At 59.7% G+C, this 23,828-nt stretch carries 17 protein-coding genes; 9 read left to right on the top strand and 8 right to left on the bottom strand.

From position 1 onward, the window contains the following. Nucleotides 1–152 precede the first annotated feature (152 nt). A complete protein-coding gene (locus DBP26_RS03485) occupies nt 153–1,181 on the top strand; it encodes a histone deacetylase family protein (protein ID WP_108236242.1) in 1,029 nt (342 codons plus the stop codon). A 41-nt stretch (nt 1,182–1,222) separates the two neighbouring features. Then, entirely contained in the window at nt 1,223–2,323 is a 1,101-nt protein-coding gene (locus DBP26_RS03480; RefSeq protein ID WP_108236243.1) for a polyamine ABC transporter substrate-binding protein, read from the top strand. Between the two features lie 58 nt (nt 2,324–2,381). On the opposite strand, the gene DBP26_RS03475 is transcribed toward DBP26_RS03480, so the two are convergent. After that, on the bottom strand, nt 2,382–3,263 hold the full coding sequence (locus DBP26_RS03475) for a bestrophin family ion channel (RefSeq protein ID WP_108236244.1): 882 nt from the start codon (nt 3,261–3,263) through the stop codon (nt 2,382–2,384). 205 nt (nt 3,264–3,468) lie between these two features. Here DBP26_RS03475 and tkt point away from each other — a divergent pair, with 205 nt between their 5' ends. Beyond that, complete coding sequence (gene tkt, locus DBP26_RS03470) at nt 3,469–5,541, top strand: transketolase (RefSeq protein WP_108236245.1); 2,073 nt, start codon at nt 3,469–3,471, stop codon at nt 5,539–5,541. Between the two features lie 127 nt (nt 5,542–5,668). Here the strand turns inward: tkt and DBP26_RS03465 are convergent, their stop codons facing one another. Continuing rightward, on the bottom strand, nt 5,669–6,880 hold the full coding sequence (locus DBP26_RS03465; protein ID WP_108236246.1) for a YeeE/YedE family protein: 1,212 nt from the start codon (nt 6,878–6,880) through the stop codon (nt 5,669–5,671). Nucleotides 6,881–6,982: 102 nt separating this feature from the next. Next, nucleotides 6,983–8,503 carry a PLP-dependent aminotransferase family protein gene (locus DBP26_RS03460; RefSeq protein ID WP_108236247.1) on the bottom strand — a complete coding sequence of 507 codons (1,521 nt, stop codon included), beginning with the start codon at nt 8,501–8,503 and terminating at the stop codon, nt 6,983–6,985. Nucleotides 8,504–8,591: 88 nt separating this feature from the next. On the opposite strand from DBP26_RS03460, the gene DBP26_RS03455 reads away from it, so the two are divergent. The 4 genes from DBP26_RS03455 to DBP26_RS03440 are packed head-to-tail and all read left to right on the top strand — an operon-like array spanning nt 8,592 to nt 13,403. Next, the gene (locus tag DBP26_RS03455) at nt 8,592–9,230 is read left to right on the top strand and encodes an FMN-binding negative transcriptional regulator (RefSeq protein WP_108236248.1); all 639 of its coding nucleotides are present in this window, start codon (nt 8,592–8,594) and stop codon (nt 9,228–9,230) included. Continuing rightward, nucleotides 9,223–9,669: a GNAT family N-acetyltransferase gene (locus DBP26_RS03450; protein ID WP_108236249.1), complete on the top strand. Its 447-nt coding sequence runs from the start codon at nt 9,223–9,225 to the stop codon at nt 9,667–9,669. The genes DBP26_RS03455 and DBP26_RS03450 overlap by 8 nt, the downstream gene beginning before the upstream one ends. Nucleotides 9,670–9,686: 17 nt before the next feature. Continuing rightward, nucleotides 9,687–10,358, top strand: coding sequence for a GNAT family protein (locus DBP26_RS03445; protein WP_108236250.1), 672 nt, complete (start codon nt 9,687–9,689; stop codon nt 10,356–10,358). Nucleotides 10,359–10,415: 57 nt separating this feature from the next. After that, a complete protein-coding gene (locus DBP26_RS03440) occupies nt 10,416–13,403 on the top strand; it encodes an autotransporter domain-containing protein (protein ID WP_108236251.1) in 2,988 nt (995 codons plus the stop codon). A gap of 102 nt (nt 13,404–13,505) precedes the next feature. Here DBP26_RS03440 and oadA read toward each other — a convergent pair whose 3' ends face one another. Together oadA and DBP26_RS03430 are read right to left on the bottom strand one after the other, a co-directional pair. Further along, entirely contained in the window at nt 13,506–15,311 is a 1,806-nt protein-coding gene (gene oadA / locus DBP26_RS03435) for a sodium-extruding oxaloacetate decarboxylase subunit alpha (protein WP_108236252.1), read from the bottom strand. A gap of 100 nt (nt 15,312–15,411) precedes the next feature. After that, the gene (locus DBP26_RS03430; RefSeq protein ID WP_108236429.1) at nt 15,412–16,827 is read right to left on the bottom strand and encodes an acetyl-CoA carboxylase biotin carboxylase subunit; all 1,416 of its coding nucleotides are present in this window, start codon (nt 16,825–16,827) and stop codon (nt 15,412–15,414) included. Between the two features lie 198 nt (nt 16,828–17,025). Here DBP26_RS03430 and DBP26_RS03425 point away from each other — a divergent pair, with 198 nt between their 5' ends. Then, nucleotides 17,026–17,976, top strand: a complete 951-nt coding sequence (locus DBP26_RS03425; protein WP_108236253.1) for a LysR family transcriptional regulator — start codon at nt 17,026–17,028, stop codon at nt 17,974–17,976. On the opposite strand, the gene DBP26_RS27215 is transcribed toward DBP26_RS03425, so the two are convergent. The 3 genes from DBP26_RS27215 to DBP26_RS03410 all read right to left on the bottom strand — a co-directional run bounded on the left by DBP26_RS27215 (nt 17,942) and on the right by DBP26_RS03410 (nt 21,331). After that, nucleotides 17,942–18,151, bottom strand: a complete 210-nt coding sequence (locus tag DBP26_RS27215; protein ID WP_108236254.1) for a hypothetical protein — start codon at nt 18,149–18,151, stop codon at nt 17,942–17,944. The genes DBP26_RS03425 and DBP26_RS27215 overlap by 35 nt on opposite strands. 128 nt (nt 18,152–18,279) lie before the next feature. After that, nucleotides 18,280–19,146 carry a transcriptional regulator HexR gene (hexR, locus tag DBP26_RS03415; protein ID WP_108236255.1) on the bottom strand — a complete coding sequence of 289 codons (867 nt, stop codon included), beginning with the start codon at nt 19,144–19,146 and terminating at the stop codon, nt 18,280–18,282. A gap of 145 nt (nt 19,147–19,291) precedes the next feature. Next, entirely contained in the window at nt 19,292–21,331 is a 2,040-nt protein-coding gene (locus tag DBP26_RS03410) for an EAL domain-containing protein (protein WP_108236256.1), read from the bottom strand. A 223-nt stretch (nt 21,332–21,554) separates the two neighbouring features. Here DBP26_RS03410 and uvrD point away from each other — a divergent pair, with 223 nt between their 5' ends. Beyond that, nucleotides 21,555–23,741 (top strand): DNA helicase II, encoded by a 2,187-nt coding sequence (gene uvrD, locus DBP26_RS03405; protein ID WP_108236257.1) that lies wholly within the window; start codon nt 21,555–21,557, stop codon nt 23,739–23,741. Nucleotides 23,742–23,828: the final 87 nt, after the last annotated feature.

The raw sequence follows: 23,828 nt of genomic DNA, 5'->3' as shown, positions 1-23,828 counted from the left end.
AACGCCTTAAAACGAGTCGCTCCGCTCTGCTCAGGGGCGATTTTCGGACAGATTTTATGGCCGTCATTATCCTCTTTTGACCGTTTCCGTCGTTCTCCTGAAGGCTGAGCGCCTCAAGAATGTGGGGCAACCAAGCCCACTGGAGAACAAGAATGCTGACGATCTATTCGGACGATCATCATCTGCATCACGGCCGCTGCGAGTTGATTGACGGCAAACTGATGCCCTGCTTCGAGATGCCCTCCCGGGCTGACCATGTGCTGCAGCGGGTACTGGACCGCGACATCGGGGCCGTGGAAGGCCCCGGTGATTTCGGCATCGAACCGATCAAGCGCATTCATACCGATGCGTTTCTGGCCTTTTTCAAAGGCGCATGGGACCGCTGGGCGGCCACCGGCCCGGAAGGCGACTTACTCCCTTACACCTGGCCTGCGCGCACATTGCGATCGGTCATTCCGACCAGCCTTCACGGCCAGTTGGGTTACTACACGTTCGATGCCGGCGCGCCGATTACCGCAGGGACCTGGCAGGCGGCCTACAGCGCCGCGCAGGTCGCACTCACTGCGCAAGCGGCAATCCAGCAAGGCGCCCGGAGTGCCTTCGCACTGTGCCGGCCGCCGGGACATCACGCCGCCAGCGACGTCATGGGCGGTTATTGCTACCTGAACAACGCTGCGATAGCCGCGCAGGCCTTTCTCGATCAGGGCCGTCGACGGGTTGCGATTCTGGATGTGGATTATCACCACGGCAACGGCACCCAGTCGATTTTCTACGACCGCAGCGACGTGCTGTTCGCTTCGATACACGGCCATCCGGACTTCGAATTTCCTTTCTTCCTCGGTTACGAAGATGAGCTGGGCGAGGGTGCTGGCGAAGGTTTCAACTTCAATTACCCGTTGGCGGCTGGCAGCGACTGGCCTATCTGGAGCGCTGCGCTGGAAAAGGCCTGCGCGCAAATCGACCGCTTCGGCGCCGACATCCTGATCGTTTCCTTAGGCGTGGACACTTTCAAAGACGACCCGATCTCGCAATTCAAGCTGGACAGCCCGGACTACCTGCGCATGGGTGAACGTATTGCGCGGTTGGGCCTACCCACACTGTTCGTGATGGAGGGCGGTTACGCCGTCGAAGAGATCGGCATCAACGCCGTAAACGTGCTGGAAGGCTTTGAAAGCGTCTGACCCCTCCAATCTGCCCCTCCGAGACACGAAGAGAGAAAACGATGAACAGACTCAAGCGCCTCATTCTTCCCGCTGTCTGCGCGGCCATCTTCAGCAACGCGATGTACGCCGACGAGCCCAAAACCCTGCGCGTTTATAACTGGTTCGACTACATCACCCCGCAGGCCCTGGAAAATTTCAAAAAGGAGACCAGGGTCCCCCTGATTTACGACATCTTCGACACCAATGAGGCACTGGAAGCGAAATTGCTCACAGGTAACTCGGGGTACGACGTTGTGGTGCCGTCCAACGTGTTTCTGGCCAAACAGATCCAGGCCGGCGTATTCCAGCCGCTGGACAAAAGCAAACTGACCCACTACTCGCACCTTGATCCCAGCCTGATGAAACTGCTGGAGGCGAACGATCCCGGCAACAAGTTTGCCGTCCCCTACATGTACGGGACCATATTGATCGGCTTCAACCCGGACAAGGTCAAAGCCGCGCTGGGCGACAACGCCCCCGTGAACAGCTGGGATTTGATCTTCAAGGAAGAGAACATCAGCAAACTGAAAGCCTGCGGCGTGACGCTGCTGGACTCACCTTCGGAAATTCTGCCATTGGCCTTGCAGCACCTGGGGCTCGATCCGAACAGCAAGAATCCGAAGGACTATGACAAGGCAGAAGCCTTACTGATGAAGATCCGCCCCTACATCACCTACTTCCATTCGTCCAAATACATGGCCGACATCGCGAATGGGGACATTTGCGTGGCGGTAGGTTATTCCGGCAGTTTCTCGCAGGCGGCGAACCGGGCCAAGGAAGCGAAGAACGGCGTCGTCGTGGACATGCGCCTGCCGAAGGAAGGCGCGCCGATCTGGTTCGACATGCTCGCCATTCCGAAGGGCGCCAAGGACGTCGAAGACGCCCACACCTTCATCAATTACTTGCTGCAACCGGATGTGATCGCACCGATCAGCGATTTCGTCGGCTACCCGAACCCGAACAAGGATGCGACCCCACTGGTTGACCCCGCGATCCGCAACAATCCGAACCTCTATCCAACCCCTGAGGCAATGAAGACGCTGTACACCCTCACCCCGCTGCCCCGTGATGCGGAGCGCGCGAGGACGCGGGTATGGACCAAGATCAAATCCGGCACCTAGTCGCCGCGGCCATTCTTCAGGCGAGCGACACGGCGGGGCAGACGACCTTCCCTGTCGCTCAACGCTGCATTTCCGTTGCATCTCGCAACATCGAGTTCAAATTGCCTGAAATATTCGCGCACAGCGCCTTCATCTGAATTTCATGCTCTGAAGCCTTGAACGGGCTCTGCAGATCGCTGCCGATCTTTTCGATGGCCAGCAGCATGAAACCTACGACGGTCGAGGCCAGTGGGGTGAACCAACCCAAGGTCTCGACCAGCCCGATCGGGACGATGATGCAGAACAGGGTAATGAACAGGCGCGGAAAGACCACGTAAGGGTATGGCAGCGGCGTATTGGCGATCCGCTCCATGCCCCCCTGGCAGTTGGAGATTTCCACCAGCGTCGCTTCCAGCCGTTCGAAACGAATACTGTCCAGGCGACCTGCCTTGTATTCGTCCGCCAGTATCGCTGCAGACACGTTGAGGATGTCGTTGGGAAAGTTATTGGTGCGCTTGCGCCGTTCGTATTCTTCACGGGGAATCATGGCTGTCACATCTTCGGCGCAGTCTTCGCCCTTGAGATGCGAGGACAAACACTCGACGTACGCCACATGCCGGCGCAGCAGTACGGCTTTGACCGGGTTAAGTTGGCCTTCGTCGTCGATCAAGGTCAGCACCTGCCGCGCATAGCTGCGGGAATTGTTGACCAACGCCCCCCAGAGCGTGCGCGCTTCCCACCAGCGATTGTAGGCGCTTGAGTTTCTGAAACTGGTCAGCACCACCAGAGCCGACCCGAGCAGCGTCAGGGGCATGGACGGCAGCGTGATCTTGGGGTCCAGAAAAAGCATGAAATCCACCGTCACGATCACGTCCCAGATCAATAGCCAGAACAGCGACCATCCGATGTAGGTAAAGGTTTTGATCGTGGCCCGGTACTTCTTGATGATCGTTTCCTGCAATGGCGACCCCCTGGCTTTATGACGACCCGGCAACTGGCCCGGGATCCAAGGTGTTCGAATGCAGAGGGGGTGATTCGTTCGCTGCTGGAAAATTCTGAAACATTCTTCGCACCGGCCCCTCCTTCGATATTTCATGGAACGAACCCGCCTCGCCCGTGCTCAACCCTGTCTGAACGTTTCAGCTACACGTCATGAGGAGAACGCCATGGGCTCGCCTGCTACGTCGAATGCCAATGAACACGATCAACTGACCATCAATACGATCCGCACGCTGGCTATGGATGCGGTGCAAAAGGCCAACTCAGGCCACCCCGGCACCCCTATGGCGCTCGCACCGGTGGGCTACACGCTGTGGAAAGAGTTCCTGCGCTATCACCCGGAACATCCCGACTGGCCCAATCGCGACCGGTTTGTGCTCTCGGTCGGCCACGCCTCAATGCTTTTGTACTCATTGCTGCACCTGGCAGGCGTGGTCGAGATCGACGAGCACGGCACTCCATCCGGCAAACCGGCGGTCAGCCTCGACGACATCAAGCAGTTCCGTCAGATGAGCTCGAAGACGCCGGGTCACCCTGAATACCGAATGACAACGGGGGTGGAGACCACTACTGGCCCGCTGGGTCAAGGCTGCGCGAATAGCGTTGGGATGGCGATGGCCGAGCGTTGGCTGGGCGCGCATTTCAATCAGCCCGATGCGAAGTTGTTCGACTACAACGTGTACGTCCTGTGCGGGGATGGCGACATGATGGAAGGCGTTGCCGCCGAAGCCGCATCGATTGCCGGCCACCTGAAGCTGTCGAACCTGTGTTGGATCTACGACAACAACACGATCAGCATCGAAGGTCATACGGAGCTGGCTTACAGCGACGACGTGCAGAAACGCTTTGAGGGTTACGGGTGGAAAACCTTGCATGTGAAGGACGCCAACGATACGGCGGCCTTGGCCGAGGCAATCCGCGCTTTTCAGAGCACTACCGATGCGCCGACGTTGATCGTGGTCGACAGCGTGATCGGCTACGGCTCGCCGAACAAGCACAACACCGCGTCCGCCCACGGTGAGCCTCTGGGCGAGGACGAGATCAAACTGACCAAAAAAGCCTACGGCTGGGATGAAAACAGCAGTTTCTCGGTCCCTGAGGAGGCACGTCATCACTTGCGCGACGCGATGCTGAGCCGCAGTGCGAGCGAGTACGACGAATGGCAGAAGACCTTCTCGCAATTCGAAAAGGAACAACCTGCTCTCGCGGACGAGCTGCAACGGATGCGTGCGGGTGAGATGCCGGAAGGCTGGCGCAATACCGCCATGAGCTTCGAGGCAGACCCCAAGGGCCTTGCCACACGGGCCTCAGGCGGCAAGGTGCTGAACGGCTTCGCGCAACAGATCCCCTGGCTGCTGGGTGGCTCGGCCGACCTGTCGCCATCGACCAAAACCAACCTGACGTTCGACGGCGCTGGCAGTTTCGCAGCCGGAAGCTATGGTGGCCGCAATCTGCATTTCGGGGTCAGGGAGCACGCCATGGGGGCTATCGCCAACGGGCTGGCGTTGTCCTATCTGCGACCTTACACCTCAACCTTTCTCGTCTTCAGCGACTACATGAAGCCGCCAATCCGTCTGGCGGCGATCATGGAACTGCCGGTGGTGTTCGTCTTCACCCACGACTCCATCGGCGTCGGTGAGGACGGTCCCACCCACCAGCCTATCGAGCACTTGACGCAATTGCGCGCGACACCTGGCCTGTTGACCCTACGTCCAGGCGACGCCAACGAAACCGAGGAAGCCTGGAAAGTCGCGCTGGCGCAGACCCATAAACCCAGCTGCATCGTGCTGTCACGCCAGCCCATGCCGACGTTGGATCGCTCGGTGTACGCGAGCGCGGAGGGGGTCGCCAAAGGCGCGTACGTGTTGGCTGACGCCGTGGAAGGCAAGGTGGAGGTGATTCTGATCGCGACCGGCAGTGAAGTCGGCATGACCGTCGAAGCCTTCGAGCAACTCAAGGCAGCAGGGGTTGCCGCCCGCGTGGTGTCGATGCCAAGTTGGGAGCTTTTCGAGCACCAGGGCAAGGCCTACCGCGATAGCGTATTGCCCCCCGAGGTGAAGGCACGTGTGGTGGTGGAACAGGCTGGCCCGCTGGGATGGGACCGGTACGTGGGCCAGACGGGCGCGAAAATCGTCATGAACACCTTCGGCGCTTCGGCACCCATCGACAAGCTTCAGGCGAAGTTCGGGTTCTCTGTGGACAACATCGTCAAGCTCGCGAAAGCGCAGATCGGAAAATAATCAGCGCCAGCCACTGATCGTTCCAGATACGCCCCGCCGTGCCGTGAAAGTGCATTTGAAAAGGAAGCTTTCAAACACGCAATCGACTCACGTCGGCGGGGAGTCTCCCGGGAGCGTCAGTTCTTGATCAACATCCGCTCAGTACTGCTGGGCGTCGCTCGCCTTCGAAGAAGAACGGGCGTAGGCGCACGCCCACGGCGTTACCTGCAAATGCTGCGATCAACCACAACCAGCCATGCAAGCTGCCTGATGCGATGCCGCTGAAATAGGCGCCAATGTTGCAGCCGTAGGCCAGACGCGAGCCATATCCCAACATCAGCCCGCCCAAGACCGCCGCGATCAGTGAACGCAGCGGAATGTTCAGGCTGGGCGCGAAACGCCCCGCCATGCCTGCAGCCACAGCTGCACCCAACATGATCCCGATGTCCATTACGGTGGTGATGTCTTCCCACACCGGCGCGGCCAGTGCTTTCGCATTGGCGGGCATTTGCCAAAACACCCAACTGCTCACATCGATGCCCAGCCCGCTGGCGACTTTCGCGCCCCACAATGCGAAGGCCGAGGTGATGCCCCAAGGTCGACCGGCCAGCGCCAACGTTGCGTAATTGAGCAAGGCCAGCGCGACCGCGCCCCACACCAGCGGCCACGGGCCTCGTAAAAAGCGGCGCACGCCGACATGTTCACTGGTCACGGCCGTTTCCAGTGCGCCGTGACGGCGTTTTTCCAGTTTCACGGTGATCAGGACAATGAGCGCGAACAGCGCAAGGCTCATGACCAGGGCAGGCAGGACGCCGAAGGTCTTGACGATCGACGTCGCCGGGAAGGACGGCAACGAGAACCACCAGTCGGCGTGATGGGTGGCCACTACTGAACCGATGATGAAGAACAGAAGAGTCACCAGCATTCGAGCGTTGCCACCCCCCACGGTAAACAGCGTGCCCGACGCACAGCCACCTCCCATTTGCATGCCGATACCGAACACGAACGCACCAAAGACCACCGACACGCCTGCCGGTGCGACGAGTCCGGTCACTGGCGAGCCAAATAAGGTGCCAGCACCGAGTGCCGGGAAAAACAGCACGACGGCGATCGATAGCATGATCATTTGCGCACGCAGGCCTGCACCCCGGCGTTCATTGATGAACACTCTCCAGGCCGAGGTAAAGCCGAAGGCGGCGTGGTAAAGGGTCAGTCCCAAGGCGGCGCCAACGAGCAGCAATGCCACTTGCTTGCCACCGACGGTGGTTTGAAGGAATAAAGCACCGATCACCAGCAGAGCGACGGCGAACAGCGGCGCGCCGAGCTTGCGCTCAGGCGTCGCAGAGAGAGGGAGGCTCATGAATGTGTCTCAGAACAGGTTAGCGATGAGGCGAGTATAACCCTCTAAGGGTGTCAGCTAGAAACGCAACGCGTGCACGCTGCAGGCAATTCAATGGCCCGCTCACCACACTTGGCGCAGCCGCTTCAGGGCGCAGGCAATATCGGTCTCTGGAACAGCGGCGAAACCCAATACCAAACCTGCCCGGCTATCCACGGGTATCTCTGAGTCGGGTAGCCAATAGTCGCTGAGCGGCGAAAACTCGACGTCCACGCTCGCGGCTGCGGCAATCAACTCCCGCTCTCGCTCGAGGCTATCCACTCCCACGCAAACATGCAGGCCGGCCAGTGGCTTGGGCATCGGGCGACAGCCCGCGATCTGATCGGGCCAGGCCGCCAGTAAGGCGTCGCGCCTATTCAGCGCAGCCCGGCGCATGCGCCGGATGTGCCGTTGAAAGTGGCCTCCCGCGATGAAGTCGGCCATCACCCTCTGTGTCCCGACTTCAGAATGGCGCATGTCCACAGCCCGCCGCTGGCTGAACACGTCGACCAGATGGTGAGGCAGCACCAGATAGCCCAATCGCAGTGCCGGGAACGCGACCTTGCCGAAGGTGCCGACGTAAATCACCCGACCGTGTCGGTCCAATGCGGCCAACGGCGCCAACGGTGCGCCGCTGTAACGGTATTCACCGTCATAATCGTCCTCCACGATCCAGCCCTGACTGCGCGCGGCCCATTCCAGCAATTCAAGGCGCCGCGCCAGGCTCATGGTGACACCCAGTGGGTATTGGTGGGACGGAGTGACGTAAGCCAATTTGCAACCGCCCCCTGCAGGACAGTGCATGCCATCGCCGTCAACGGGCAGCCCCTCAAGCTTGGCACCCGCGATGGCGAAGGCATGTCCGGCGGCCCGATAGCCGGGATTCTCGATGGCGACGGCGTCTCCCTCGTTCAATAACAACTGTGCACAAAGTGAGATTGCCTGCTGTGCACCGGAGGTGATCACAATTTGTTCAGCGCTGCAGTGAAGGTCGCGGGATGTCTTGAGATAGACAGCGATCAACTCACGTAGCCGCCATTCCCCTGCCGGATCCCCGTAGCCCAAGTGATGCAAGCCCGGCTTTCGCCAGAAAGCCGCATGGAGCTTGCCCCACACGTCAAAGGGGAACAGATCGAAGGCGGGAATACCCACCCGAAAAGCCTTTGGAGCGCCGGTTTTGGGAGGGCTGAGATGATGCTCAGCAAGCACCCCAGCGGCGGTACTGTGGATAACTTCAGGCGCTACATCACCCTGCTCACGGAAGGGATTTGTGGATAAACCTGTCGATAACCTTGGTGATAAGCCTGTGGATATTTTTGTGGATAGTTGAGGCGGTGAAAGCTGCGCGATGTAAGTGCCGTCCCCAACACGCCCCTCTGTGAAGCCTTCTGCATACAGCTGGTCGTAGGCCCTCAGCACACTGTTTCGTGAGATCGCTAGCGCTGCGGCGAGGTCACGAGTGGCGGGTAAACGGGTCCCCCCGCTCAGACGCCCGTCCAGGATCCGCAGGCGCAGCGCCTGGAATAACTGACGGCTTAAGCCTTGACGGCGGTCCAGCTCGATTCCGGCGAAATCGAATGTCATCGACGGCGTAGGGGGTGGCATGAATTGGCCCTATGAAATAGATCCTAAATGGTGCTTACGAAAGACCAATAGCCTGCCTAGGATGAGGCCAATCGCCAAGGACTATCTCATGTACATACCCAGCCATTTCAAAGACGACGACCTCGCAAGCCTGCACCGGGCTATGGAAAGCTCACGCCTGGCAACGGTAGTGACTGCGGATGCGGCCGGCCTCCAGGCGATTCACGTGCCGCTGCTACTGGACCGTACACAGGGCCCCAACGGCATCCTCTTCGGTCACTTGGCTAAAGCCAATCCGCAGTGGAAGGCACTGGCATCGGGTGAGGCACTGGTGATTTTTCAGGGGGCTGATGCGTATGTCAGCCCTTCTTGGTACGCGGCAAAAACCGAGCACGGCAAGGTCGTACCCACTTGGAATTACACCGCCGTTCATGCCTATGGCCGAGCCGAGGTCTTCACCGATCCTGTGCGGCTGCTGCGGCTCGTCAGCGATCTGACCGATAAACACGAAGCGAACCGCGCTGAGCCCTGGGCCGTCAGTGATGCCCCGGCCGATTACATCACCAACATGCTGAGCGGCATCGTCGGCTTCGCCATTCCCATCGAGCGGCTGGAAGGCAAACGCAAGCTCAATCAGAACCGCAGCGCAGAAGACATCGCTGGCGTAAGTAAAGGATTGGCTAATAGCCAACACCCACGTGATCAGGAAATCGCTCGATTGATGAGCCAAGGAGAAAACTGTGCCTGACGTACAAATTCGCCCTGTCACCGCCGATGACCACTCGGCATGGATGCCGTTGTGGAAGGCCTACCTGACTTTCTACAAGACCGAATTGCCGGATGCGGTCACCGACAGCACGTGGAAGCGTTTCCTTGACAGCGATGAGCCGACCAACGCCGCCCTCGCCTGGCAGGACGGCAAAGCAGTGGGCCTGGTGCATTTCATCTATCACCGCTCGAACTGGAGCATCAATGTGTCCTGCTATCTTCAGGACCTGCTGGTGACGCCCGAGCAACGCGGCACAGGCGTGGGGCGCAAGTTGATCGAACACGTTTACGCCACGGCGAAGAAAGCCGGTGCCGACAAGGTCCACTGGCTGACCCACGAAACGAATACGACCGCCATCCAACTGTACGAACGCATCGCTGAACGCCCCGGCTTCATCCAATTTCGCAAACCGCTCTGAGCGCTGGAACTCTGAACATGTCGAACCTTGAACACTGGCAAGCAGCAAAGCTGCCTGACAACCGTACGTTGAACGGGCACTTCATTCGTCTGGAAAAACTCGATGCCGCGCGCCACGGCGATGGTCTGTGGGCGGCATTGGAAGGCCCGGATTCCGATCCAAAGCTGTGGGACTACCTGGCCGTCGGGCCATTTACAGAGCGCGCAACGTTCGATGACTATCTGGCCAGCCTGCAAGACTCGACCGATCCGTGGTTCTACACGGTGATCGACCAGCAGACCGGCGCCATCGACGGCTTTCTCAGCTTGATGTCTATCGTGCCGAGCGCCGGACGCATCGAAATTGGTCACGTGACCTTCGGCGCTTCCATGCAGCGCACGCCGAAAAGCACCGAGGCGGTTTACCTACTGGCGAAAGAGTCCTTCGCACTGGGCAACCGTCGTCTGGAGTGGAAGTGCAATGCAGACAATGCCCGGTCCATCGCTGCAGCCAAGCGCTTCGGCTTCAGCTATGAGGGCACATTTCGCCAACACATGATCGTCAAAGGCAAGAACCGCAACACGGCCTGGTTTTCGATTATCGACAGCGAATGGCCCGCAGTCGAAAAGGCATTCGCTGCTTGGCTGGCTGTGGATAATTTCAAGGAAGGTAAACAAATCGACACATTGAGCCATTTCAGGTCGTTATAAACCTGTCATATCAAACAGCTATACAGGACGGCCTTTTCATAAAATAGGCCGTCCGTCATGTTCCGCGCCAAGAACCGTCTCGCCCTGCAAGTCGCTCTCATCGTCTCCAGCGGCTTCGCAGGCGAAGCCTTCGCCGTGCCTGAGCCTCAGGACCTTCTGATCACGACACCCGATCAAGCAGGCGTCAAATTGAGCGGCACCGACAAGCTGACCGTGACCAACACCGGAGGCATCACGGCGAGCGGCAAGGCGGTCAGCTTCAATGACATGACCAGCGGGTCCGGTGTGGTTGTGGATAACAGCGGCACCATCAAATCCACTGGCGGGCGGGCGTTCGACAGCAGCGGCGACGAAACTCAATCGCGCGACTACAGCATTATCAACCGCTCGACGGGGGTGATCACCAGTACCGATGACGCCATCCGCATCGACACCGACTTTCCCAGCGGCCGCGTTCTGATCGACAACAGCGGCACCATTCGCTCGACGGCAGGCGGTCAGGGGATCGACATGGATTCGGTGCGGGGTGCGGGCGTGACGACCACCATCATCAACCGCGAGGGCGCGCTGATCCGTGGCGACTTGAGCGACGGCATGAAGACCGGCTCCAACGCCACCATCACCAATTACGGCGAGATTTCCTCAGGCGACTCGACCAAAGCCGATCAGAAATTCGACGGCATCGACGTCGACTCGGCGACCGGCGTGACCCTCAACAACTACGGCCTGATTTCGGGTGGCCGCCACGGTATCACCACCGACCTGGGCGCCACGCTGACAAACTACAGCACGGGCATCATCATCGGCCGCAACGGCTCGGGCTTCGGTTCCGATGGCAATGGCACCGTGATCAACTACGGCACCATCATCGGTAGCAACAACGGCCTGCAGCCCAACGGCGACGGTGACGGCGTGGACATCGACCTGCTCGCCCACATCGAGAACTACGGCACCATCAAGGGTCTGGGCGCCAGCGGCGTGGACAAGAACGGTTTTGCCAACGGCAGCGAAGGCATCGCTGCCGGCGGTGGCTACATCTCCAACGCCAGCAATGCGCTGATCAGCAGCGTAGACAACGCCATTCTGGTCGACAACGGCAGCGACGGTCCCGGTGTGGCCGCCACGACGTTGATCAACCACGGCACCATCGAGGGTCTGGGTGGCTTCGGCGTGAAGTTTGTCGGCGAGTTCGCCGACACTGTCTACAACAATGGCTTGATCAGTGGCAGCAGCGGCCTGGCCATGGACATGGGCGGCGGTGACGACACCCTTGCATTGGGGCACAACAGCCAGTTCATCGGCGTAGTCGACGGCGGCACCGGCACTGACTCGGTCATCATGGACGATGCGATGGGTGGCAGCTTCGGCGCCAGCCGGAACTTCGAAAAACTGCAAGTGCGCCAGGGGACCTGGACCCTGACCGGCAGTGGCGATTTCAGCGACGGCGGTAGCGTGTCCAACGGTGCAGCGCTGATCAACCAGGGCGGCATCGCGGGCGCCATGACAGTCGATCAGGGCGGCCTGTATGCAGGCGGCGGCACGGTGGGTGGGCTGAACGTCAACGGCACATTGGTCGCGAACAAAACCCTCGGTGCTGCGCAGGTCAACGGCAATCTCAACATGGGCAGCGGCTCGACAGTGGCCTTTGGCGCCGATGCAGACGGCGGCAGCGCGACGATCAAAGTCGGCGGCAACGCCAACCTCAACGGCGCCTCGCTGGTGGTCAATGCCAGTTCCGGCACTTACCCGTGGCAAAGCCAGTACACCGTGCTTCAGGCAGGCAGCATTAGTGGCACCTTTGGCAGCGTCACCAGCGATTACGCGTTTCTCACCCCGACACTCACCTATCAACCCACCCGTGTTGGCCTGACCTATACCCGTAACGACGTGGCCTTCATTGACTACGCCACCACTGGCAACGGCGTTCAGGCCGCGAACAGCCTGGCGACACTGGGCAAGAACAACGCACTGTACGAGGCATTGCTCAACACCAGCACGTCATCCGCAGGTACGGCCATTGAGCAACTGGCAGGCAGCAGCAACGCCAACCTGACCAGCGCAACGCTGAGTGGAACCTCTCAAGTCAGCGCCACCATGATGTCGGCGATGCAAGGGATGAGCAGCAGTTCCAGCCTGTTGGTCGGCAGGGACGACAAAGACACCCCGGCCCTCGCCGCCACTGGCATTCCAACCGCAGCGCGCAACCTGAACGACCCGAACGCACAGGGCCGTGTCTGGCTGCAGGGCATCGGCAGCTACGGCAAGCTCGACGGCGAACATGGCAGCGCCGGTCTGGAACAGCGCACCAAAGGGACGGTGCTGGGCGTCGACTGGTCGTTGACCCCCGCCTGGCGCATGGGTGTGCTGGGTGGTTATTCGCGCACTGACCTGGACAGCACAGGTGTGGATGGCAAGGTCAACATTTGGCACGTCGGCGCCTACGCGCAGCGTCAGGATGGCCCGGTCGCGTTGCGCTTGGGCGCGGCTTATAGCCGTCATGATGGCGAGAGTAAACGCTCGGTGGCGTTCGATGGCTTCAGTGATCGTCCGAAAAGCGACTACGACGCCGACAGCCAGCAGGCATTCGCTGAATTGGGCTATCAAATGGGCAGCGGTCGTCTGAACGTCGAACCATTCGCGAACCTCGGCTACCAGCGCTACCACCGGGACAGCTACACCGAAAAAGGTGGCGCAGCGGCGTTGAGCGTCGACTCGCAAAGCCAGGACAATTTCAGCAGCGCCTTCGGTGTACGTCTGGCACAACTGACCCAACTGGAAAACGGCATGAGCCTTACACCACGGGGCAGCCTGGGCTGGCGCCACACCTACGGCGACGTCGACAGTAAAACCCGTCAGGCCTTCGTTCTGGGCGGCAGCGCATTCAGCGTTGAAGGTACTGCGCTAGATCGCGATGCCATGGTCGTTGAAGCCGGCCTGGATCTAGGAATCTCTGCTCGCCACACCCTTAGCGTCGGTTACAACGGTGAGCTGGGTAGCAACAGCCGCAATCATGCGTTGATGGGGCAGTGGCAAATGAGTTTCTAATCCGCAGCACGCTGGGCAAAAAAAAGAGGAGCCACGAGAGCTCCCCCAGAGGTAACCGTTCAGCCTCTCGCGTCTGTGCGCGGGAGGCTGTTCAATCAATGATCATTCGATCTCGATCAGAATCTCACCCGGATTCACGCGGTCGCCCTTGGCCACGTTGATGGCCACGACCTTGCCTGCCACAGCGGCCTGGACCTCGGTTTCCATCTTCATCGCCTCGGTGATCAGCACGGCCTGACCGGCCTTCACCACATCGCCTTCCTTGACCAACACATCGACGATGTTGCCCGGCATGGTCGTACTGACATGGCCCGGTTTGCTGGCTTGAGCGCGCTTGCCGATACCGCCACCGACGAATTCGTTGAGCGGTTCGAACACCACCTCTTCCGGCATGCCGTCGATGGACAGGTAAAAGTGCCGTTTGCCTTCGGCCTTGACGCCCACACCCGTGATGTCGACGCGGTAGCTTTCGCCGTGCACGTCGATGACGAATTCGGTCGGCACGCCTTCACCACTGGCCTTGGCGACTGCACCAGGCTCGGGGATCGGGAGCAGCGGCTCTGGTGACAACGTGCCTGCCGCGCGCTCTTCGAGAAACTTGCGTCCGATGTCTGGGAACATCGCGTAGGTGAGTACGTCTTCCTCCGATTGCGCCAGCGCGCCGATTTCGCCCCGCAGCTTGGTCATTTCCGGCTTCAGCAAATCGGCTGGCCGCACGTCGATCAGCTCTTCATTGCCGATGGCCTGGCGCCGCAATTTTTCGTCGATCTGACCAGGCGCCTTGCCATAACCGCCGGTGAGGTACAGCTTCACTTCGTTGGTGATGGTCTTGTAGCGCTCACCTGCCAATACGTTGAAAAACGCCTGCGTCCCGACGATCTGCGAAGTCGGCGTGACCAAAGGCGGATAGCCCAGGTCTTTGCGCACACGAGGAATCTCGGCCAACACTTCGTTCATTCGGTTCAGCGCGCCCTGCTCTTTGAGCTGGTTGGCGAGGTTGGAAATCATGCCGCCTGGCACTTGGTTGACCTGCACACGGGTATCGACAGCGGTGAACTCGCTTTCGAACTGGTGATATTTCTTGCGCACCGCGTAGAAATACAGGCCGATCTCCTGCAGCAGTTCCAGATCCAGTCCGGTGTCGAACTCGCTGCCCTTGAGTGCCGCAACCATCGATTCGGTGCCCGGATGGCTGGTACCCCAGGCAAAGCTGGAAATGGCCGTGTCGATGTGATCGGCGCCGTTCTCCACCGCTTTCAGCTGGCACATTGCAGCCAGGCCAGCGGTGTCGTGGGAGTGAATGAACACAGGCAGTGACTGCTCGGCTTTCAGCGCCTTGACCAGCTCGCCCGTGGCGAACGGTGTCAGCAGCCCGGCCATGTCCTTGATTGCGACCGAGTCGCAACCCATCGCTTCCATCTGCTTGGCCTGGCTCACGAACGCCTCGATGGTGTGCACCGGGCTGGTGGTGTAAGCAATGGTGCCTTGTGCGTGTTTGCCGGCAGCCTTCACCGCTTCGATGGCTACCCGCAGGTTACGGACATCGTTCATCGCATCGAAGATACGGAACACGTCGATGCCGTTAACCGCAGCCTTGGCGACGAAGGCCTTGACCACGTCGTCGCTGTAATGGCGGTAGCCCAGTAGGTTCTGGCCCCGCAGCAGCATCTGCAGACGGGTGTTCGGTAACGCTGCACGCAATTGACGCAGGCGCTCCCACGGGTCTTCTTTCAGAAAGCGCACACACGCGTCGAATGTCGCGCCGCCCCAGACCTCCAGCGACCAGTAGCCGACCTTGTCGAGCTTCTCGCAGATCGGCAACATGTCCTCGGTGCGCATGCGGGTGGCCAGCAACGATTGGTGGGCGTCGCGCAGGATGGTGTCCGTTACAAAGATCTTCTTCGTCATTCTTATCTCCTCACCAGCGTCGAGCTCCAAGCCACAAGCTACAAGTCAGCACGCGTACGGCTTTTACTTGAGGCTTGCAGCTCGCAGCTTGAGGCTGCTGTTAAAGGCCTGCGTGGGCGGCAATGGCGGCGGCGATGGCCAAAGCCAACTCTTCGGGTTTGCGCTTGATCGAGTAGTTGGTCAGTTCCGGGTGGCTTTCAACGAAGCTGGTGTTGAACTGACCGCTGCGGAACTCCGGATTGCGCAAGATTTCCTGGTAATACGCCGCGGTGGTTTTCACCCCTTGCAGGCGCATGTCATCCAACGCCCGAAGGCCGCGGTCCATCGCCTCTTCCCACGTGAGTGCCCAAACGATCAGTTTCAGACACATGGAGTCGTAGAACGGCGGAATGGTGTAACCGGTGTAGATCGCCGTGTCCGTGCGCACCCCCGGGCCCCCAGGGGCGTAGTAACGGGTCACCTTGCCGAAACTGGGCAGGAAGTTGTTCTTCGGGTCTTCGGCGTTGATGCGGAACTGCAACGCGAAGCCACGATGAATGATGTCCTCCTGCTTGACCGACAGCGGCAGGCCAGAGGCGATGCGGATCTGCTCGCGAACGATGTCGATCCCGGTGATTTCCTCGGTGATGGTGTGTTCCACCTGCACCCGGGTGTTCATCTCCATGAAGTACACCTCGCCTTCGGCGAGCAGGAACTCCACGGTACCGGCATTCTCGTAACCCACTGCTTTGGCCGCGCGCACGGACAGGTCACCGATGTAGGCTCGCTGCTCTGGCGTCAACTGAGGGCTGGGCGCGATTTCGATGAGCTTCTGGTTGCGACGCTGGATGGAGCAATCTCGCTCGAACAGATGCACCACGTTGCCGAAGCGGTCACCGAGGATTTGCGCCTCGATGTGCTTGGGGTTGACGATGCATTTTTCGAGGAACACCTCCGCCTTGCCGAACGCTTTGGTCGCCTCGGAAATCACCCGTGGAAACGCCTGTTCCAGCTCATCTCGACTGTTGCAACGACGGATGCCCCGCCCGCCCCCGCCCGAGGTGGCCTTGAGCATCACCGGGTAACCGATGCGGTCCCCTTCGGCCAAGGCTTCGGTGATGTCCGCCACGTTGCCCTCGGTGCCGGGAGTAACGGGCACGCCGGCCTTGATCATGCTGCGTCGGGCTTCGGTCTTGTCACCCATGCGGCGAATCACTTCAGCGGAAGGTCCGATGAATTTGATCCCGCGCTCGGCGCAGATTTCAGCCAGCTCAGCGTTTTCAGAAAGGAAGCCATAACCGGGATGCAACGCATCACAACCGGTCTCCACGGCCAGATTCACCAATTTGCGCGGGTTCAGGTACCCCTCCAGAGGCTCCGAACCGATGCCATACGCCTCATCAGCACGCTTCACATGAAGGGCATGACGATCTGCGTCAGAGTAGATCGCCACCGAGCGAATGCCCATTTCGGCGCAGGCGCGCACGATACGAACAGCGATTTCCCCACGGTTGGCGATCAGGATTTTTGTTATCACTGGCATTTCCTCGACCGATGAGCAGACGGACCGGTAGACCCGGTCAGCACGTCGCGACATTCCGTAACTTCATGTTGCGTCGCAGCGATGCATGCACCCTAAGTCCAATCAGCAATTAATAAAAATGAGTAAAAATTGGGATAACCATAAGTAAAGACTTATAGTCTTAGTTTCGATCATCGAGAGAGCGTTGACAAAATGCGTAAGTCATTGATGCGTATGACATTGCGTCAGCTACGCGTTTTCAACGAGGTCTGCGATTTACGTTCATACAGCCGCGCGGCAGAAGAAATGTCGCTGACGCAGCCTGCGGTTAGCCTGCAGATCCGGCAGCTGGAAGAACTCGTTGGGCAGCCTCTTTTTGAGTATGTCGGTAAAAAGCTTTACCTGACCGAGGCTGCCGAAGCGTTGCAATTGGCCAGCCGCGATATTTTCGGGCGCCTTGAAAACCTCGACATGCAGCTTTCCGACATGCAGGGCTCGTTGCAGGGGCAACTGAAGCTTGCGATCGAGTCCAGCGCGAAGTATTTCGTTCCGCACCTATTCGCCGCATTTAAGCGCCAATACCCTGAAGTCATGCTCAGTCTGACCGTCGTCAACCGCGCCCAGGTGATTCGTCGACTCTCCGACAACCGAGACGATCTGGTGGTGATGTCGATGGTTCCACAAGACATGGGGCTGGAGTTTCTGCCGTTCCTGAACAACCCCATCGTGGCCGTCTCCAGACCCGATCATCCTCTCGCTCAACTGGCGGAACCGTCCTTAAAAGACCTGGAAAGCCACACGTTGGTAGTCCGGGAACAGGGCTCTGGCACGCGCAAGGCCTGCGAGGAATACTTCAAAGAAAAGCGCATTCACTTCGATAGCGCTCTGGAAGTGTCGTCCGCCGAAGCACAACGCGAATGCGTGGTGGCGGGGCTCGGCGTCGCGTTGCTGACCCGCCACGCGCTGAGTCTGGAGCTGGCCGCAGGCACCCTGAAAGAGCTGCCGGTGGCCGAGCTGCCGCTTTATCGAAGCTGGTGCGTCGTTCAGGCCAGAGAGAAACGTCTGTCACCAGTGGCACACGCTTTCCTGGCCTTCATTCGCACGGAGCGGGCGCAGATCAGCGAGCTGGTCAAACGCTTTGACGGGCACCTTCGGACAGGCTAGCGAGCCGCCAGTGGCCTTCCGTCGCTTCGAGGTAGTCATCGAATTCAAGGCTCAGGCGACGGTCTTCGAAGCGGGTCTCGATAGCACGCCGAAAGGCCATGCGTCGTTGATCTTCTTGCTGACGGCGAGTTTTGGCGCTGGTGTGCTGCTGTGAGTCATCGTAGTGCCGAGGCATATCCTGTCTCCCATTGCGTGTGCGGAAGTACAGCATCGCGCTCAGCCGTGACGATCAGGTGGCGCGGCGATTACAAGTTGGTGAAGGGTGCAGAGCGCAAAGCCCGGCCTCAATCACCGCGCGCTGGCTCAATCTTCTGCCGACTTTATGGATTTCGGCGACAGACGCAGACTGCGCAAACTGCGCTTGACGCTCTTCAGGTGGTTGACCAGCGTCGGCCCGCGCGCCATTGCGACCCCCATCGCCAGCACATCGATCACGACCAGATGGGCGATTCGGGAGGTCAGAGGCGTATAGATTTCGGTGTCTTCGTGCACATCGATCGCCAGGTTGACGGTCGACAGCTCGGCCAACGGTGTCTGACTTGGGCACAGCGTGATCAGGTTGGCGCCGCTTTCGCGAACCAGGTTGGCGGTGATCAGCAGGTCCTTCGAGCGCCCGGACTGAGAGATACACACCGCGACGTCCGACGGTTTGAGGGTGACTGCGGACATCGCTTGCATGTGCGGATCGGAGTAGGACGCCGCCGTCAGCAACAGCCTGAAAAATTTGTGCTGCGCATCCGCCGCGACCGCGCCGGATGCGCCGAATCCGTAGAACTCGACACGCTGCGCGGCAGCCATCACTGTCACTGCGGCTTGCAGTGCATGAGGGTCGAGCTTTTCCCGAACCTCCATCAGCGTATGCAGCGTGGTATCGAAAATTTTCAGGCTGTAGTCCGCGACCGAATCATCCTCATGAATCGCGAACTGCCCGAAACTGGCCCCTGCGGCGAGGCTTTGGGCAAGCTTGAGCTTCAGGTCCTGAAAGCCCGTGCACCCGATGGCGCGACAGAAGCGCACGATGGTCGGCTCGCTGATGCCGACACTGTGGGCCAGATCGGCCATGGAACTGTGCATGACAGCCGCAGGGTCAAGCAGCACATGGTCGGCTACCTTGAGCTCTGACTTACGCAAGAGATGGCGGGACTGGGCAATGTGCTGCAACAGATTCAAAGGGCAGGACTCATTGAGGATGATGGGCCGGGCTGTAGCTTTCTTGTAGTTATACTACATGACCTGCAAACCGCACAGCTAAACGAGCTTGGAGTTCGCAACTGATTGGCAGGAGCAGACAGTTCGCCGGTTAGTGTAGGACTTTTCATACGTGACTCCAGGCAACCGACGAAGAACCACGCAAGACTTCACCCATCGCGGCTGTCTCGAGTGGCCGACTGATCAAGTACCCCTGCACTTCATCGCAACCATGGGCTTTCAGGAAATCCAGTTGCCCTGCGTTCTCGACCCCTTCGGCAACCACCTTCAGGTCAAGACTGTGGGCCATGGCGATGATGGCACGGGTGATCGCAGCATCCTCGGAACCTTCACCGAGGCCGCGAATGAATGCCTGATCGATCTTCACGTAATCCACCGGAAAGCGCTTCAGGTAGCTCAGAGATGAATAGCCCGTACCAAAATCGTCAATGGTCAGCTTCACCCCCAGCTCCCGCAGTTGGCGGAACGTACTGATAATGTGCTCGACACTGTCGAGCAACTGACTTTCTGTCAGTTCGAGCTCCAGGTATTCAGGCATCAGACCGGTTTCGTCGAGCACCTGACGAACCAGGGTGACCAGTTTGCCTTGCCTCAATTGGTGCACGGACACATTGACCGAGACTCGGATCGGCACCCACCCAAAGCGCTGCCATTCTCGGGCCTGTCGACAAGCACGCCGCAAGACGAATTCGCCGATATCACTGATCAGACCAGACTCTTCAGCCAAGCCGATGAAATCCCCGGGAGGGACCATGCCATGCACCGGATGGTGCCAGCGGACCAGCGCTTCGGCAGAATTCAGCCGCCCAGATGCCAGATCGAGCTTGGGTTGGTAATACACCGTGAGCTGCCCTTCCTCGATGGCACGCCGCAACTGGATTTCCAGCTGCAATGTCTCCAATGTCCGAGCCTGCAGACGCTCGGTATAAAACTGGAAATTGTTGCCTCCCAAATGCTTGGCATGTTGCATCGCCATGTTGGCTTGAGTGACCAGCGTCGAAACGTCGCGTGCAGTATCTGGGAACAGCGCGATGCCGATCGATGCACTGACTACTAACTCGTGCCCGGCCACCGACAGGGGTGAGCGCAGTTTGGCCAGCAAACGCGTGGTGATCCGGGCAAGCGTCGTCAGGTTGCCCTGGGCATCCAGCAAAATCGCGAATTCGTCGCCAGACAACCGTGCGATGGTGTCCGCCTCCGCCAATGCTGCACTCAAGCGCCGTCCCACTTGGCGCAGCAACTGATCGGCGATGTCGTGACCCAGGCTGTCATTGAGCAAGGTGAAGCGGTCCAGATTGATGTGCAGCAGCGCCAGCGAACGCCCACCCTGACGCACACGCTGGTTCGCCTCGCGCAGACGCTCGTTGAACAGTGCCCGATTCGCCAGACCGGTGAGCGCGTCGTAATGGGAGAGGTAGCGCGTGCGCTCTTCGAATTGCCGGGCAAGCTCTCGATTGAGCGCTTCGCTGTTGGCTTGCGCTTGCTGCAAGTGTTCGATCAGGGCCAGATTCTGGAAACGCCGCATCAAGCCGCGCTGAATCACTCGGTTGACCTGCGCCGCGACGACGATCAGCGCCAAGAGAAGGATCAACCCCAGCCAGCCCCAGCCTCGCAAGCGAATGTCGCCGCTCCAGAACAGGTAAACCACAGGCGGCAACAGGCAAGGCACGGCGAAGGTCAGAAATGCCGGAATGCTCGCAGCGTAAGCCACGCTTGCCGAGAGGGTCGCGGCACCGATAAGGCCGAACACCCACGCCTGTTGCACGAAGCTTTCCGTCGGCACGAGCACCAGCGCCGCGGTGGACAGCGTCAGACCGCTCACACAGGCTCCCGCCAGAAACGTACGTTTCCAGACCGGATCGGCCTGCCGGTCTGACGAGGCGGCGCGAAAGGCTGCCACCTGAAGAATGCGCAGGCACACCAGTGCAGACAGCCAGCCTACCCAGATGCCGACCAGCACATAGCGCTCCGGGCTCCAGAGCAACCAGGCACACAGCAAACCATTGATGAACATGAACAGGGTTGGCAGCATCGAGCCTTGATAGAGAAGACGGATGCGTGCGGCCGCAAGCTGAGTGGCGTAACGCTTGCGAATGACAGAAGGTGTCGCCACGGCGTCGGCCGGGGCTGCTGGGCGGGTAGTCATGGCGATTCTTATAATTAGCGGCCTTGAACGTCAGCGGAGCATACACAAGCGGCTGACCAGACCAAACAGTCAGCACAATAAAATGCGTGAACGGTCGGCCGACGAGCGCGGGTACAGGCGCAGGTCGCCGCCTTCGCCCGTGGGAACGGAAGGTGGCGGGCGATTTAACGACCGGCCAGCGTTAGGGTTTGCCCGCTCTCCTCCCGCACCCTAGAATGCGCCGATGCATAACGACGACCTCTCCCTTCTGCTCAACTCCCTCAACGATGCCCAACGCCAGGCGGTCGCCGCTTCGGTAGGGCGTCAGTTGGTCCTTGCTGGCGCTGGCTCCGGCAAAACCCGCGTGCTCGTGCACCGCATCGCCTGGCTGATCCAGGTGGAGAACGCTTCGCCGCATTCGATCCTGTCGGTGACGTTCACCAACAAGGCCGCGGCCGAAATGCGCCATCGGATCGAGCAGTTGATGGGCATCAACCCGGCGGGTATGTGGGTGGGCACGTTCCACGGGCTGGCGCACCGCTTGCTGCGCGCGCACTGGCAGGAAGCGGGGCTGAACCAGAACTTTCAGATCCTCGACAGCGATGATCAGCAACGGCTGGTCAAACGCGTGATCCGCGAAATGGGGCTGGACGAGCAGAAGTGGCCCGCGCGTCAGGCGCAGTGGTTCATCAACGGTCAGAAAGACGAAGGCTTGCGGCCCAAGCACATTCAAGCGTCCGGCGACCTGTTCCTGAGCACCATGAAGGCAATCTACGAGAACTATGAGGCGGCCTGCCAGCGGGCCAGCGTCATCGACTTTTCGGAACTGCTGCTCCGGGCATTGGACCTGTGGCGCGACAATCCAGGCCTGTTGGATCACTATCAACGCCGCTTCCGTCACGTGCTTGTGGACGAATTCCAGGACACCAACGCCGTGCAGTACGCCTGGTTGCGTCTGCTGGCCAAGGGCGGCGACAGCCTGATGGTCGTCGGTGACGACGATCAGTCCATCTACGGCTGGCGTGGGGCAAAGATCGAAAACATCCATCAGTATTCCGATGATTTCCCGGACACCGAAGTCATCCGCCTGGAGCAGAACTATCGCTCCACCGCCAGCATCCTGAAGGCCGCCAATGGGCTGATCGTCAATAACAGCGGGCGCCTGGGCAAAGAGCTGTGGACGGACGTGGGCGATGGCGAACTGATCAGCCTGTACGCGGCGTTCAACGAACAGGACGAAGCGCGCTACGTGGTCGAAACCATCGAAAGTGCGATCCGCAACGGGCTGTCGCGCAGCGACATCGCCATTCTCTATCGCTCCAACGCCCAGTCCCGGGTGCTTGAAGAAGCCTTGCTGCGCGAGCGTATTCCCTATCGTATCTACGGTGGCCAGCGCTTCTTCGAGCGCGCCGAGATCAAGAACGCCATGGCCTACCTTCGCCTGCTTGACGGCCGGGGTAACGACTCCGCGCTGGAGCGGGTGATCAACGTCCCGCCACGCGGCATCGGCGAAAAAACCGTCGAGGCCATCCGCGAACATGCGCGTCATGCCGATGTGTCCATGTGGGAGTCCATGCGGCTGTTGATCGCCAATAAAGGTCTGACCGGCCGGGCAGCCAGTGCGCTGGGCGCGTTCATCGAACTGATCGAGAACCTTTCGGCCAAGGTCATGGACATGCCGCTGCACCTGATGACCCAGACGGTGATCGAACAGTCCGGCTTGATCACATACCACCAAGAAGAGAAAGGCGAGAAAGGCCAGGCCCGGGTGGAAAACCTTGAAGAACTGGTCAGCGCGGCCCGTGCTTTTGAAAACAGCGAAAGCGAGGAAGACTTGACCCCGCTGGCCGCTTTCTTGGGGCATGCTTCCCTGGAGGCGGGGGACACTCAGGCCGACGAGCACGAAGACAGCATCCAACTGATGACATTGCACAGCGCCAAGGGGCTTGAGTTCCCTTACGTGTTTCTCGTCGGCATGGAGGAAGGGTTGTTCCCGCACAAGATGAGTCTGGAAGAACCGGGCCGTCTGGAAGAGGAACGCCGTCTGGCTTATGTGGGCATCACCCGCGCGATGCAGCACCTGGTGCTGACCTATGCCGAAACCCGGCGTCTATACGGAAGCGAAACCTATAACAAGGTGTCGCGTTTCGTACGCGAGGTTCCACCGAACCTGATTCAGGAAGTGCGTTTGTCCAACAGTGTGTCGCGCCCTTTCGGTGGCTCGAAGACCATGGCACCGAGCCGACTGTTCGATGGCGAAGGCATACCGCAAAGCCAGTTCTCCTTGGGCCAGCGGGTGCAGCACGCTGTTTTCGGCGAGGGCGTGATTCTGAATTTCGAGGGTTCCGGTGCACAGGCGCGCGTTCAGGTGAATTTTTCCGAAGGCAGCAAGTGGCTGATGCTGGGTTACGCGAAGCTGGAGCCGGTTTGACGCTCGGCGTGGCTTCGTAGAAGCGCGCTTGCGCGGGATTGTGGTGTGTCTGTATGCAACGACGTGTCAGGCAAATAGCAATCGCGG

The sequence above is a fragment of the Pseudomonas sp. RIT409 genome (assembly GCF_003052515.2).
Classification (GTDB): domain Bacteria; phylum Pseudomonadota; class Gammaproteobacteria; order Pseudomonadales; family Pseudomonadaceae; genus Aquipseudomonas.
The sequence above is the reverse complement of the archived record's forward strand: the minus strand, read 5'-3'. Positions and strand labels throughout refer to the sequence as shown.